The sequence below is a fragment of the Colwellia sp. 5_MG-2023 genome (assembly GCF_030547795.1).
Classification (GTDB): Bacteria; Pseudomonadota; Gammaproteobacteria; order Enterobacterales; family Alteromonadaceae; genus Colwellia.
Map to the genome: position 1 here is coordinate 1 of NZ_JAUOPW010000004.1, position 15,336 is coordinate 15,336.

General features: G+C 36.5%; 12 protein-coding genes. All 12 read left to right on the forward strand.

Going from position 1 to position 15,336, the window contains the following annotated elements:
- Positions 1-1,945: tandem-95 repeat protein (locus Q4496_RS04645; RefSeq protein ID WP_303610001.1), on the forward strand; the 1,945-nt coding region annotated here is incomplete at its 5' end.
- A 132-nt stretch (positions 1,946-2,077) separates the two neighbouring features.
- Positions 2,078-4,252, forward strand: a complete 2,175-nt coding sequence (locus tag Q4496_RS04650) for a type I secretion system permease/ATPase (protein ID WP_215973071.1) — start codon at positions 2,078-2,080, stop codon at positions 4,250-4,252.
- Positions 4,249-5,622 (forward strand): HlyD family type I secretion periplasmic adaptor subunit, encoded by a 1,374-nt coding sequence (locus Q4496_RS04655; protein WP_215973072.1) that lies wholly within the window; start codon positions 4,249-4,251, stop codon positions 5,620-5,622. Before Q4496_RS04650 ends, Q4496_RS04655 begins: the two co-directional genes overlap by 4 nt.
- A gap of 50 nt (positions 5,623-5,672) precedes the next feature.
- Positions 5,673-7,079: a TolC family outer membrane protein gene (locus Q4496_RS04660; protein ID WP_215973073.1), complete on the forward strand. Its 1,407-nt coding sequence runs from the start codon at positions 5,673-5,675 to the stop codon at positions 7,077-7,079.
- On the forward strand, positions 7,072-7,710 hold the full coding sequence (locus Q4496_RS04665) for an OmpA family protein (RefSeq protein WP_303610002.1): 639 nt from the start codon (positions 7,072-7,074) through the stop codon (positions 7,708-7,710). The genes Q4496_RS04660 and Q4496_RS04665 overlap by 8 nt, the downstream gene beginning before the upstream one ends.
- A 47-nt stretch (positions 7,711-7,757) precedes the next feature.
- Positions 7,758-8,429: a transglutaminase-like cysteine peptidase gene (locus Q4496_RS04670; protein WP_215973075.1), complete on the forward strand. Its 672-nt coding sequence runs from the start codon at positions 7,758-7,760 to the stop codon at positions 8,427-8,429.
- 4 nt (positions 8,430-8,433) lie between these two features.
- Entirely contained in the window at positions 8,434-10,350 is a 1,917-nt protein-coding gene (locus Q4496_RS04675; protein WP_303610003.1) for an EAL domain-containing protein, read from the forward strand.
- 241 nt (positions 10,351-10,591) lie between these two features.
- Positions 10,592-11,635 carry a rod shape-determining protein gene (locus Q4496_RS04680; protein WP_215973077.1) on the forward strand — a complete coding sequence of 348 codons (1,044 nt, stop codon included), beginning with the start codon at positions 10,592-10,594 and terminating at the stop codon, positions 11,633-11,635.
- Positions 11,636-11,831: 196 nt separating this feature from the next.
- A complete protein-coding gene (gene mreC / locus Q4496_RS04685; RefSeq protein ID WP_215973078.1) occupies positions 11,832-12,698 on the forward strand; it encodes a rod shape-determining protein MreC in 867 nt (288 codons plus the stop codon).
- A complete protein-coding gene (gene mreD, locus Q4496_RS04690) occupies positions 12,698-13,177 on the forward strand; it encodes a rod shape-determining protein MreD (protein ID WP_215973079.1) in 480 nt (159 codons plus the stop codon). Before mreC ends, mreD begins: the two co-directional genes overlap by 1 nt.
- 20 nt (positions 13,178-13,197) lie before the next feature.
- Positions 13,198-13,824 carry a nucleoside triphosphate pyrophosphatase gene (locus Q4496_RS04695; protein ID WP_303610004.1) on the forward strand — a complete coding sequence of 209 codons (627 nt, stop codon included), beginning with the start codon at positions 13,198-13,200 and terminating at the stop codon, positions 13,822-13,824.
- A 1-nt stretch (position 13,825) separates the two neighbouring features.
- Positions 13,826-15,283: a ribonuclease G gene (gene rng, locus Q4496_RS04700; RefSeq protein ID WP_215973081.1), complete on the forward strand. Its 1,458-nt coding sequence runs from the start codon at positions 13,826-13,828 to the stop codon at positions 15,281-15,283.
- The last annotated feature ends 53 nt before the right edge of the window (positions 15,284-15,336 follow it).

Here is a 15,336-nt window from a genome sequence, read left to right on the forward strand (position 1 = left end):
AGACGGCACTTATACTTTTACGCCACTGCCAGACTTTAACGGAGCAGTGCCTGTTGTTACTTATCTTGTTGAAGATGGTATCGGTGATACTAATGAATCAACATTAACAATTGTGGTGACACCTGAGTCAGATCTTATTGATGATAATGAGTATGTTGAGATAGCGGAAGATGAAGTTGCTTCAGGTAGTGTACTAACCAATGCCTCAAGCCCTGAAGCTGGATTGAAAGTGACAAGCTTTAGTGTTGATAGTGACGGTGATGGCATCGATGAGACCGATCATGCAGTTGGTACACCGGTGACGATTGCTGATAAAGGCACCTTATTATTAAATGAAGACGGCACTTATACTTTTACGCCACTGCCAGACTTTAACGGAGCAGTGCCTGTTGTTACTTATCTTGTTGAAGATGGTATCGGTGATACTAATGAATCAACATTAACAATTGTGGTGACACCTGAGTCAGATCTTATTGATGATAATGAGTATGTTGAGATAGCGGAAGATGAAGTTGCTTCAGGTAGTGTACTAACCAATGCCTCAAGCCCTGAAGCTGGATTGAAAGTGACAAGCTTTAGTGTTGATAGTGATGGTGATGGCATCGATGAGACCGATCATGCAGTTGGCACACCGGTGGCGATTGCTGATAAAGGCACTTTGTTATTAAATGAAGACGGCACTTATACTTTTACGCCACTGCCAGACTTTAACGGAGCAGTGCCTGTTGTTACTTATATTGTTGAAGATGGTATCGGTGATACCAATGAATCAACGTTAACGATTGTGGTGACACCTGCTGATAATATTCCACCTGTGGCAGAAGATGATGGCTTTAGTATTTATCAAGGGGAAAGCGTTAGCGGTAACCTTATCACACATGTCGATGGTAATGATGGTATTGCCGATCATGATGGTGGTGATGGGGCAGTGCTCACCATAACGCAAATTAATGGTGTTGATTTGGTTTTTGGGGCTGATGGTTTTGCGACTGTGAATGTTGATGGTGGAGCAGTAACCATTAATGCGGCAGGTGATTTCACTTATAATAATAGTGATGGTTATATTTTAGGTAGTGATTATCCAAGTTTTAATTACACTTTAAGTGATGGAACTGACACAGATATAGCGACGGTGACAATTGATATTGATGATTCAGCACCTGTTGCCGTCAATGATTATAATTATTTAACTTTTTCTGATTTAAGTGATTTTGGTAGAAGTGACATCACAGGTAGTTCAAGTATTGGTGGTAATGTTATAACCGGTAGAACTTCAGACGACCATATGGATACTTCAGATGATGGATTAGTCACGATAGTTAAGTTTAATTATAATGGCTCAGATTTTATCTTTAATGATGATGTAACCTCTCATACTATTATAACTACTTTTGGTACTTTTATAATGGATAACACAGGAGAGTATTCTTTTGAGTTACCATTAGGCACTAAAGTTGCTGAAATACCTGATAACTTGAATATTGTTTATACAATAGAGGATAGTGATACAAATAATCCTGAAACAGATGATGCAACACTAGAAATAAACTTTACATATTCGAATGAGGTGACTAGTTCATCTCGGACTTCTTCAGAAGAGAAGCTGATAGAGATACCAGATGTTATTGAGGACCAAGATCAAGAAGTGCCGGATCAATTAATTAGCTATGATATGGCGGAGCTTTTTAGCGAAACAAACAATGAAAGTATTGAAGAATACATGCAGTTTGACGCTTTAGTTGAAAATAGTGCGTTAAAAAATACTTCACAGTCTAATAAAGAAGAACTAATATTAGAAACAGATACTCAAGATGTAGCTAAAGCGGGAGATACTGAAACAATAGTGACAAATAGCCTATTAAAAGAAGGGGCTACATTGATCAATGATGCGTCTCCAGAGAATGTTCCACAACAAATTGAACTTGACTCCAACGACCATATATAATTAATCTGATAATATTAGTAAATGATATTAAAAATGATCTAATGGTGTAATATGTATTTATAACATCATTAGGTCATTAGCCAAGTTCAGGTTAGTTAGACAGTGAATTTATTTTAAGGGATCAAATACTTCGTGCAATCAACAGTGCAACCGTCATCTGAGTGGTCAATCAATGCTTCACAAAAGTTAAGTTCAGATCCCTTATTAGATAGCTTAGTGCTCCTCACTGAGCATTTTGGCAATCCCTGCTCTGCTGATGCTCTTTCAGCAGGTTTACCACTGACAGAAACAAATTTAACGCCTGAACTTTTACCTCAAGCAGCTTCTCGGGCAGGGCTAAGTGCCAAGCTAGTACGTAAAGGCTTGAATGAACTGCCTTCAATGTTGCTACCTTGTATTTTGATGCTCAAAGATAAAAAAGCAATAGTCTTACAAGAGCTTGATATTGAAAATAATAAAGCAATAGTCTCCTTGCCTGAAACTGGTGGAGAAGAGCTATTAACTATTGAAGAGCTCGAATCAAATTTTGTCGGCTACTTGTTTTTAGTAAAGCAACAATATCGTGGCGATAGAAATTTTGATGTTCAGCACGATAGTTCGAAAGAGCATTGGCTATGGAAAAGAATTAAAAACACTTCCACTATCTACCGTGATGTGATTATAGCTTCTATCATGGTAAATATTTTTGCGTTAGTTTCGCCTCTTTTTGTTATGAATGTTTATGATAAAGTCGTTCCTAATCTTGCATTTGAATCACTTTGGGTACTTGCTGTCGGTGCCGGAATTGCTTATATATTTGATTTGATTTTAAAGCAACTACGTGGTTATTTAATTGATGTCGCGGGTAAAAAAATTGATATAGAAGTTTCCTCGAAGCTTTTCGCAAAAGTCATAGGTATGCCCCTTGAAAAACGATCTCCAAGTGTTGGTGGAATGGCTAAGCAAATAGGTGAATTTGATAATGTGAGAGAGTTCTTATCATCTGCAACTATCAGTGCAGTTGTCGATTTACCTTTCGCACTGCTCTTTATGTTTTGTATTTGGCTTGTTGCTGGAGACTTAGTGATGTTTCCTATTATTGCCTCTATCTTGATTATTGGTTATACCTTGTTGAATCAAGCAAAGCTCAAGCAAGCGATTGAAGAAACGAATAAGTATTCCAGCTTACGACACGGCCATCTAATTGAGTGTTTAAGCACTTTAGAGTCGATCAAAGCCAATGGAGCCGAAGGTGTTGTTCAAAATGCCTGGCAACAAATGATAGGGCACACCTCTACTTGGTTGCTTAAATCAAAAATCATTACGAATTCAGTGTTAAATTTTGCCAGTTTTATTGTGCAAATATCAGTTGTTGCTGTAGTGGTTTTAGGGGTTTATCGAGTCTCGGATAACTTAATTTCAATGGGCGGAATTATCGCGGCAGTAATGTTAACAGGCAGAGCTATTTCACCTGTTGCCAAACTTGCAGGTTTAATGACGCGCTCTAATCAAACCATTAGTGCGTTAAAGCAACTTGATCTTTTAATGGAACAAGAAGGTGAATTTGAAGATAAAGCACATTTAGTCAGTAGAAATAAGCTTGCGGGTAATATTAATGCTGATAATGTGAGTTTTAAATACCCAAATGCGGATATCCCGTCTTTAAAACCGATGTCTGTGAATATTCGTCAAGGCGAAAGAGTTGCGATTGTTGGACATAACGGCTCAGGTAAAACCACGTTAGCAAAATTATTGCTTGGACTTTATCAACCTAGTCAAGGCTCTATACAATTTGATGGTTTGAATTACCAACAAATACACCCCAGTGATTTACGTAAGAATATTGGTTACTTACCACAAGATATCGTGTTATTTCACGGTACTATCAGAGATAATATACTCTTTGGTACTAGACAAGTTACAGAATATCAACTGATTAGAGCTGTGCAACTTTCTGGGGTCAGTATTTTTACTGATCAGAATAGTCAAGGACTTGATCAACAAGTGGGCGAGAGTGGTAATGCCCTGTCTCGTGGGCAAAGGCAGTCTATTGCGTTAGCAAGAGCAATATTAAATTCGCCTCAAATATTATTATTAGACGAACCAACTGCTAGCCTTGATGCTCGGGCTGAAAAGCAGTTTATTAAATCAATACATGCGACGGCTAAAGATCGTACTATGTTATTAATTACACATAAAATGGATTTGTTAAAATTGGTTGATAGAATTCTGGTGTTAGACAAAGGTAAATTAATAATAGATGGTCCAAAAGATGAAGTATTAGCAAAGCTAAAAGGAAATCAATTAAATCAAGAGACAAGCGCATGAAGGTGAGTCAACAAGATTTAGAAATGGCTGACGATGTCTACGGCGCAATGCTAACTGAAGTGCCAAGTTTACATCGCTTAACTATTTGGGCTATGGCTAGCTTACTTTTGTGTTTTCTTGTGTGGTCTTATTTTGCAGCACTACAGCAAGTTACTTCTGGCATAGGTAAAATTATCCCTTCAACACAAGTGCAGATTGTTCAAAGTTTAGATGGTGGCGTATTACAAGAGTTATTTGTACAAGAAGGTATGCAGGTTGTGAAGGGGCAACCTATAGCAAGAATTGATGACACCCGTTTCAGATCAGATTTTGCTGAACAAAAACAAGAAGTTAATAGTTTGCGAGCAAATGTGATTCGTCTTAGAGCCGAACTTTCAAGTATCTTAATTGGCCATAATGAACAGTGGCAACGTCAAATAGAAATTAATAAAAATATACCTGTTTACCCTGATGATCTCCTGCAAAATGCCAAATTTATGGTTGAAAGACAAAAAGAAGAATATTCTGGAAGGTTAGATAATTTAATAAATCAATTAGCTATTCAAGAACAACAAATTCAGCAGAGAGAGCAAGAAGTTGCTGAGTTAGATTCTAAAATTAACACTCTGCAAATAAGTTACCAAATAGCGAGTAAAGAACTTGATCTTACGCGGCCTCTCGCTGAAAAAAATATAGTTTCTAAAATAGAATTATATAAATTAGAGCGTAGTGTTAATGAGCTGAAAGGCGAGTTAAGTGCAGTACGGCTACTATCGCCTAAGTTAAAGTCCTCATTACAAGAATCAATATTAAATCGTCGAGAAACAGCCCTTGCTTATAGATCAGAAGCTAGGGCAACACTTAATGATATGCAAAATAAATTATCTCGTATTAATGAATCACAAGTTGGTGCTCAAGATAAAGTTACTAAAGCCTTAATATTATCTCCTGTTGTTGGTACGATTAAAACAATTCATATCAACACATTAGGTGGTGTAGTAAAACCTGGGGAAACAATTGCAGAAATAGTGCCTACAGAAGATAAATTGATGGTTGAAGCTAAAATAAAACCAAGAGATATTGCTTTTATTTATCCGGGGTTACCTGCTGTTGTAAAAATTACAGCGTATGATTTTACTCGCTATGGTGGATTGAAGGGTAAAGTTGAACATATAAGTGCAGACACGACCCAAGATGAGGAAGGAAATAGCTTTTACCTGATTAGAGTACGTACGGATGCTTCAAGCATAACAAACAAAAAAGGTGAAGCAATGCCAATTATTCCAGGAATGTTAACGGAAGTTGATGTTATCACTGGTAAACGAACTATTTTGGAATATATTTTAAACCCAATATTACGGGCGAATGAAGCTGCACTTAGGGAACGATAGCGCTTAACTAAAAAATTAAGAATAAAAAATAATACAAACAGGGAATATTTATGAATAATGTTGTTTTTACCTTGAATAAAATAGCAATACTTGGTGTGCTAGGTTTATCGACATTGTGGTCGGTTAGTAGTAATGCCCAAAGTTTAGAGCAGGCTGTTGCGGAAGCACTTAATACGCATCCTGATATTCGCCAGTCTTTTGCTCGATTTAAATCGAAAGAAGAAGATGTTAATCGTGCATCAGCAGGTTACCTTCCTACCGTTGACTTAACTGCTGGGTATGGTTATGAGTTTACAGATACGCCAAGTAATAGAAGGACCGAACTCAATAATAGTAACGGTCAAACTGAGTTGGCGCGTGGTGAGTTTGGTATTAGTATTAAACAGATACTTTTTGATGGTATGTTTACTAGCCATGAAGTAGATAGAACTAAATTTGAAGCAAGTGCAGAGCAATGGACTTTAATTTCAAATGCTGAAGATCTCGCTTTGAAAGTTGCGCAAGCATATTTGAATTATATTAAAACAGAGCAACTTATTGAGTTAGCACAAAAAAATATTGAATCACACGAAATAATTTATCAACAAATAAAAGAGCGTACTGATTCTGGATTAGGTAATATTGCTGATTTATCACAAGTGACAGGGCGATTAGCTAGAGCACAGTCAAATATGATAGCCGCGCGAAATAACCACCTTGATGCAAGAACACAGTTTATTCGTTTAACAAACACACTGCCTGAAAACTTAGTGATTCCAGTCCCCGATGCTGACATGCTACCTAAAGATAAAGAAAGTGGCCTAGATCTAGCAATTAAACGTCACCCGGTTATTAAATCAGCTCAACAAGATGTAAGAGCTGCACGTTCATTTAAAAGTGCTGTAAAATCAAATTACTACCCTACATTATCGTTAGAGTTAGCTGCTAATTCAGATAATGATATTGGAGGCGAGAGTGGATTAAATCAGTTTGGTGCTGATGTGGGGGGTCACCGTAATGATGCCTCAGCAATGTTACGTTTGCGCTATAATTTTTATTCTGGTGGAAAAGATATTGCCAGTGAAAGAAGTGCAGCCTATAAAGTATCAGAAGCACAAGACATTAATGCAAGTGCTCATAGGCAAGTAACAGAAAGTTTTGGTCTGGCTTGGAATGCTTTTCAAATGTTAGCCTTACAAAAAAAATATATAAAGCAACATGTTATAACCTCTAAAGACACTCAAGTAGCCTACAAACAACAATTTGATATTGGTCAACGTAATTTACTTGATTTACTTGATACTGAAAATGAGTTGTTTCAAGCCCGTCAAGATTATTTAGATGCAGACTTTAATGAGTTAAGTGCTAAATATCGTATATTAAACTCAACAGGACAGTTATTAGACTCGCTAAGGGTGACTAGATCTGCCGCTTGGAAGGGAGAGCACGAATATGAGGAAGGAGCATACAATGAATAAAGTATTACGCAATCCCAATAAGTATATTTCACTGTATTTGGCAATGATAGTGTCTGCTTTACTGCTTACGGCATGTGCTGATACACGGGTTGTTGTCCTAGAGGATTCTGTTGAACAGCAATTTAATTTAGCTGATGATGATAGTGATGGTGTGATAAAAGCACGCGAAAAATGTGATGGAACTACCATTGGAGCTTCTGTCGATAATTATGGCTGTGGCACAAAGATATCTACTATCGAACCTTTTCAAATAGATATTAAATTTGAACGTAATTCATCTGAAATACCTGCTGCAGCTTATGCTGAAATTAGTAAATTAGCAGACATTTTGGAGAAAAATTCTGCAATTAATGTATTGGTTGAAGGCCATACCAGTAAAGTTGGTACTGCTGCGTTGAATAAAGCGCTTTCTAATGCTCGCGCCGAAGCTGTAGCTACAGTATTAGAAAATGACTTTGCAATTGATAAAAGCAGAATTGCTACTATTGGTTATGGGTTTGAGCGCTTAGAAGCTATGGGGGACACGGAGCAAGATCATGCAGTAAATCGTCGTATAATGGCCGAGATTTCAAATATAGAGAATATTGATGAACTCAAATGGACCATTTATACGGTAGACCAAGTTAATTAATTATAATGAGTAGTATTAAGAGCAATATTCTTTTTGTAAGTATTGGAATGAAATTTGTTCAAGTACTACTTATTCTGTTGCTATCACCAGCTATTTTTGCTCGATCTATCTTGCCACTTGATGAAGAAAAAATTATATCATCGCTAACGCAAAGTTATGGTGAAAGGGCGGGTAAACGAGGTAAGACTTGGTTTAATTTAATGCAACAGAAGTCAGATATCTCTGAACTTGAAAAATTAAAGGAAGTGAATAATTTTTTTAATCTTTTTAGGTTTATAGACGATAAAATACTTTGGGGTGTAAGTAACTATTGGGCAACACCTGTTGAATTTATTGGTGTTAATGGCGGAGATTGTGAAGACTATTCAATAGCGAAATACTTTACATTATTAGAGCTTGGTATTGCGGATGAAAAAATGAGGATCACCATGGTAAAAGCAGTAAAACTGAATCAATATCATATGGTGCTTGCTTATTATGATACCCCGAATGCCATGCCGTTAATATTAGACAATATTGATGGTGTTATTAAGCCCGCAAGTCAGCGAAATGATTTAATCCCAATATATAGTTTTAATGCCAGTCAATTATGGCTAAACAAAGAGAAGGGGCGTGGTGTGATTAGTGGAAAATCATCAAAACTGAAACTTTGGCGTGAGCTACGAGAACGTATCACTACTTCAAAACTTAAACAACCCAAGCTAAAAATGGAGTTTTAAGATCATGACCTTATTTAGAGAAATAAACTCATTACTATTCGGACTGTTCTTATTAGTTATGACAAGTTTGGTTTATTTTCAGTTTACCCAAACGCGTGACTTTATGAGTCAGCAAATGGAATCAGATTTAAATAATACCATTACTTCATTAGGATTAATGCTAAAGCCTCATCTTGAAACAGGAGATGTTGTTACCGCCGAAACCTTGGTAAATGTGATTTTTGAAGGAGGATTCTATCGTAAAGTTACATTGAAGTGGTTAGCGAATGATAAAGTACAAGTTTGGGAAAATCCTATTCTTATCGAAGGGGTACCTCAATGGTTTATTAATTTAGATTTGTTTAAATCTCAGAAAAAAGAAACCTTAATAACTTCTGGGTGGATGCAGTTAGCAACTCTTGAAATAGAAGGACACCCAGCGTTTGGGTATAAAGAACTATGGCGAGTAATGAATAATACTGTGATGGTTTTATTTTTATTATTTATACTTTCAATTATTGTACTGAGATTTAAGCTTAATCGTATTTTAAAACCATTAAACAATATTGCGATTCAAGCAAAGCAAATTTCAGAGCGTAAATTTAGCCATGATATTGAGATACCAAAAACTACAGAATTAAAAGATGTAGTGGAGGCGATAAACTCGATGTCTGGACAATTAAAGCAAATATTTTCTACTTTAGATAAAGAAGTTAATGAACTCAAAGAAGATAAATTAATTGACCATGTGTCACAACTACCTAATCGTCAATACTTGTCAGCACAAATTAATAATTGGTTAAATGAACCTGGTTTTGGTGGCCTTATATTAGCTAAGTTTGACTGGCTAGAAGATATTTATACCAAGTATGGTTTTCAAGGGCGAGATGAGATTATTAAGGTGGTCTCACAACGAATGCAGGCGGAGTTACCTGAAATTTCGGAAAGTGTGATTGCTCGTATTGCTAACACTGAGTTTGCATTTTTAATTACTAAAGCAGAGAAAAGTACGATTGAATTGTATTTACAATCGTTAATTAGAATTATTAATCAAGAAATTAGTAAAGCTGGTTGTACAGCTAATACGCGTTTTGCGCTAGGTATTAGCCAACGTATTGAAAATATGAATGCTTCTGATTTATTGGCACAGTCAGATAATGCTCTGCAACAGGCACAACAAACTAATAAAATAAGCTATTGGATAGACGCTGAACAGCCACAAAAATATAGTCGAGAGCAATGGCGTAGTAAATTAGTCGATTCGATTAATAACAACTTTTTTATATTTCAGTGGCAACCTATTGTCAGCATAGCAACACAAGAAATAATTCACCGGGAAATATATTGTCGATTAACCATTGATGACAAAATAGTAACAGCATCAGAATTTATGCCTTTTATCGAGTTGTTGTCATTAGGTGCCCAACTTGATCAATGCTTATTAGAGTCAATTGAACAACAAAATATTTTAGCGAAAGCAGATAATAGTATCGCAATTAACCTTACTCATGATAGTTTACAAAATGATGAATTTATTCAATGGTTAAGTGGGTTTCTTAAACGAACAGTTCATGCGGAACGCATTTCATTTGAAATCCCGGAATCGGCAGCCATTCATTTATTTGAGCAGTGTGTTAATTTAGCTGAAATTACCCGAGCAGCGGGTGCTAAAATAGGGATAGATCAATGCGGACGTCAAATTGGATCTTTAGACTACTTACATAAATTACAACCTGACTATATTAAATTAGATTTATCATTTGCCTATTATGATAAATTAAATCAGAACAAAGAACTTTGTCGGGCACTTGTTAATGTAGCTAAAGGGTTACAAATCGATGTCATTATTACCGGTATTGAAGATAAAGAACAACTAACACATTTTAATGCATTAAAAGTACAAGGGTATCAAGGATATATTTCACCAGTTGAAGATATTTGAAAAGATATTGGCAGTTACTAATTTATCACAATATGAACTCAGTACTACCATATTGATGAGTGTATTTTATCTGATTGAATGATGATTTTTGCTATTTTTTTAACGAAAAAAATATTTTTTTGCAATTTATACAAAACAAGCAACACAAATTGGTAATACTGAGGTATCATTGTTCGATCTGTTATTCTAAAGTAATAACACGCTCTAATTAACTCGCATTTTCACAGGACATTTCGAGCTTATGTTTAAAAAATTACGCGGTATGTTTTCTAACGATTTATCAATTGACTTAGGTACAGCCAACACCCTTATTTATGTTAAAGATCAAGGTATCGTATTAGACGAGCCTTCAGTGGTTGCTATCCGTCAAGATCGTACTGGTGGCTCAAAAAGTGTTGCTGCCGTCGGTACGGCCGCAAAATTAATGCTAGGGCGTACTCCTGGTAATATTGAAGCGATACGCCCAATGAAAGATGGCGTTATAGCTAACTTTTTTGTTACTGAAAAAATGTTACAGCACTTCATTAAACAAGTGCATAGCAATAATTTTTTACGCCCTAGCCCTAGAGTTTTGGTTTGTGTTCCATGTGGTTCTACGCAAGTAGAGCGACGTGCTATTCGTGAGTCAGCTATGGGGGCAGGTTCTCGAGAAGTTCATTTAATTGATGAACCTATGGCGGCAGCAATAGGTGCAGGTATGCCTGTATCAGAAGCAACTGGCTCTATGGTTGTTGATATAGGTGGCGGTACTACAGAGGTCGGAATTATTTCTCTAAATGGCATCGTTTATTCATCTTCAGTGCGTATTGGTGGTGACAAATTTGATGAAGCCATTATCAATTATGTGCGTCGTAACTTTGGCAGTCTAATCGGCGAAGCGACAGCAGAACGTATTAAACATGAAATTGGCTCAGCTTATCCTGGTGATGAGTTAGCTGAAATTGAAGTTCGTGGTCGTAATCTAGCTGAAGGTGTGCCACGTAGTTTTACTTTAAATAGCAATGAAATACTTGAAGCTTTACAGGAACCACTAACCGGTATTGTTAGTGCCATTATGGTTGCTTTAGAGCAGTCACCACCTGAATTAGCTTCAGATATTTCAGAGCGTGGCATGGTGCTAACTGGTGGTGGTGCATTATTAAAAGATATAGATCGTTTATTGATGGAAGAAACAGGTATTCCTGTTGTTGTGGCAGAAGACCCGCTAACTTGTGTGGCAAGAGGTGGTGGTAAGGCACTAGAAATGATCGATATGCATGGTGGTGACCTTTTCTCCTATGAATAAATTTGGTTAGTTCTTATTGCGTTTTAATTCAATTACAGTGTCAAAAGTATGCAATAATTATTGTTAATTTTATGCTTTTGCTGTGTACTCGAATTAAAGTATGTAAAAAACAACTAGGTTGATTATTTTTTATATGGTTTAAAAGTCATAAGTATTAATTTGCAATTAGAAGTGTGCAATTCATAACTGGTTTTCTATGAACCCAATTTTTAAACATGGTCCATCCCCACAGCACCGACTTGTCTTGGTGCTGTTTTGTTCTGCTCTATTGGTTTTCTTCGATCATAAAATGGCCAGTTTTGAGTCGTTACGTGGTTATTTACAGTCAATGATTAGTCCTTTGCAATATATCGCTAATACACCTAAGGTTGCCATGACATGGATCTCAACTAATGTCACCACTCGCCAACAATTGATGAATGAGAATCGATATTTTAGATTGAATGAATTAGTATTTCATGAGCAAGCGATGCAACTTGATATTCTAAAGCAAGAAAATGAACGTTTGCGTACGTTACTTGCTTCACCATTGCGTAGTGAGTTAAAGAAAATGGTGGCTGAAATCCTCTCTGTAGATAGTGACCCATACAGTCATCAATTAGTGATCAATCGTGGCGCAAGAGATGGTGTTTATGAAGGGCAACCTGTACTTGATGCCTTAGGTATTGTTGGACAGATATTACATGTTGGTCAAACAACTTCTCGCATTATTCTCATTACCGACACTTCTCATGCAGTACCTGTTAGAGTTAAGCGTAATGGTTTAAGGTTACTTGCCTCGGGCAGCGGACAAATAGACCGATTAAACCTTAATTTTGTGCCACAAAGTGCTGATGTTCAAGTAGGCGATGTATTAGTTACTTCGGGGTTAGGAGGGAAGTACCCTGAAGGCTACCCTGTTGCAACGATTTCGTATATAAGTAACGATGAATCTAGAGAGTTTTTAAGGGTATATAGCACACCTATCGCGCAAATTGATCGTTTACGTTATTTATTATTATTATCAGATGAAGATCCTATTAATATTTTTGCACCAAAAACAGAAACTGAGGCTGTGAAGTAATGCTTGCTCATAACGGTATCATTATATTACTAACACTCTTGATTGCTATAATTGCCAGCATTATGCCGCTACCATTAAGTGTTGATGCTTTTCGACCAGATTGGGTGCTTATTGTACTTATTTATTGGTGTATGGCTTTACCTGATAGAGTAAACATTATTACTGCTTGGGTTATGGGGTTTTTACTTGATGTTATTCTAGGATCGGTTTTAGGTGTTCATGCTGCGGCTATGGCAATTGCAGTTTATATTGTTGCAGAAAACTTTCAAAAGATACGCAATTTCTCCATTTGGCAACAAGCACTTATTACCGGTGTTTTAGCAGCGTTATATCACTTAGTAGTTTTTTGGTTACAACATTTTTTAATTAATGTTGCTTTTCTTACAAGCTATTTATATCCGGTGATAACTACTATTGTGCTGTGGCCATGGGTTTTTTATCTGTTACGAAAAGTACGTAGACATTTTTCTATTAAATAGCAATTTTTACTTGAGTATGTATGAAACAACTTATTTTGGCGTCTCAATCGCCTAGAAGAAAAACACTTTTAGCGCAATTAGGTTACCAATTTAATACCCAACCTGCGAATATAGATGAATCGGTTTATTGTAATGAGAAGCCTGAAGACTATGTGATACGTTTAGCAAAAGAAAAAGCGTTAACAGTTTTTCTTGCTTTACCTGAAGAAAATAAAGCCCAGACAATTGTTTTAGGCTCAGATACAAGTGTCGTTATTAATGGTGAAATCTTGGGGAAACCAATCGATGAAGCTGAATGTATAACTACCTTAATGCGTCTTGAAAATAAACAACATCAAGTATTAACTGCAATAGCGATAATCACTCAAGACTCAAAAAATTCACCACAAAATTATCATGCAATAACAGCCTTTGTAGAAACGCAAGTTCATTTTAAACCGTTAACTGTTGACGAAATTAAACGTTATTGGAATACGGGGGAGCCATGTGATAAAGCAGGTTCTTATGCTATCCAGGGTATTGGCGGGCAATTTGTAACTATGATTAATGGTAGTTACTCCGCTGTCGTTGGATTACCTCTATATGAAACAACACAATTGTTGGCTCAAGCAGGTTTGCCGTCAAGTATCAATGAAGGATTAATATAAAATGAGCAGTGAATTATTAATCAATGTGACACCGAGCGAAACGCGAGTAGCGTTAATTGAGCATGGTTCTTTGCAGGAAGTACATATTGAGCGAGAAGCTAAACGTGGCATTGTTTCCAATATATATTTAGGTAAAGTTATTCGTGTTTTACCTGGTATGCAAGCGGCTTTTATTGATATAGGTTTAGATAAGGCGGCCTTCTTACATGCATCAGACATTAACTCTAAGCTTATTTTAAATGAAGAGACTGAGCAGGTACCTGATATTCGAGCTTTGGTTCATGAAGGTCAACTGTTAATGGTGCAAGTAGTAAAAGATCCACTTGGCTCAAAAGGTGCTCGTTTAACTACTGATATTACGATTGCTTCTCGCTATTTAGTGTTAATGCCGCACTCGAGTCACGCTGGTATATCTCAACGCATTGAAGATATAGGTGAACGTAAGCGCTTGAAAAGTATTGTAAGCCCTTATTGCGATGAAGAACAAGGCTTTATAGTACGCACCGCAGGAGAGGGCGCGGGAGAGGAAGAATTAAAACATGATGCTGAATTTTTGCGAAGAGTGTGGACAAAAGTTAAAGAACGGAAAAAACGGAAACAGGTCGATCTTCCCCTCTACCAAGATCTGTCTTTATCGTTACGAGTATTAAGGGACTTTGTCGGTGTTAAATTTGAACGAATTCGTGTTGATTCTAAATTGACCTATGAACAACTTATCAATTTTACCGAAGAGTTTATACCCGAGCTCACAGAGGTCATGGAGTACTATCCAGGTGAAAGGCCTATTTTTGATTTATTCTCTGTTGAAGTTGAAATACAACGTGCTTTACATCGTAAAATTGAATTAAAGTCAGGTGGGCATTTAGTTATTGATCAAACAGAAGCCATGACAACCATTGATATTAATACAGGGGCTTTTGTCGGACACAGAAATCTTGAAGATACTATTTTTAGTACAAACATTGAAGCGACACAAGCGATTGCACGTCAATTAAGGTTGAGAAACCTTGGCGGGATAATTATTGTTGATTTCATTGATATGCATAATGAAGATCATAAGCGTAGAGTGTTGAATAGTTTAGAAATGGCGATGGCAAAAGATAACGTTAAATTTAGTGTTCATGGTTTTTCTTCTTTAGGGTTAGTGGAAATGACACGTAAGCGTACTCGGGAAAGTTTAGAGCATGTTTTATGTGGAGAGTGTCCTGTTTGTACTGGACGTGGCAATCTAAAAACGGTTGAAACGGTATGTTTTGAAATTTTACGTGAAATAGTGCGAGTAAATCGTGCTCATGATGCAGATAAATTTATTGTTTATGCTTCTTCGGCTGTTAGTGATTTTCTTGTGAATGATGAATTCCATATTTTGGCAGAAGTTGAAGTTTTTATTGGGAAATCGATCAAAGTTCAAACTGAAGCTATGTATTCTCAAGAACAATTTGATGTTGTAATGATGTAGTGACTAGTACTGTCAATATCAAACAATAGAGCTGATTAAAGGAAAAACCATTA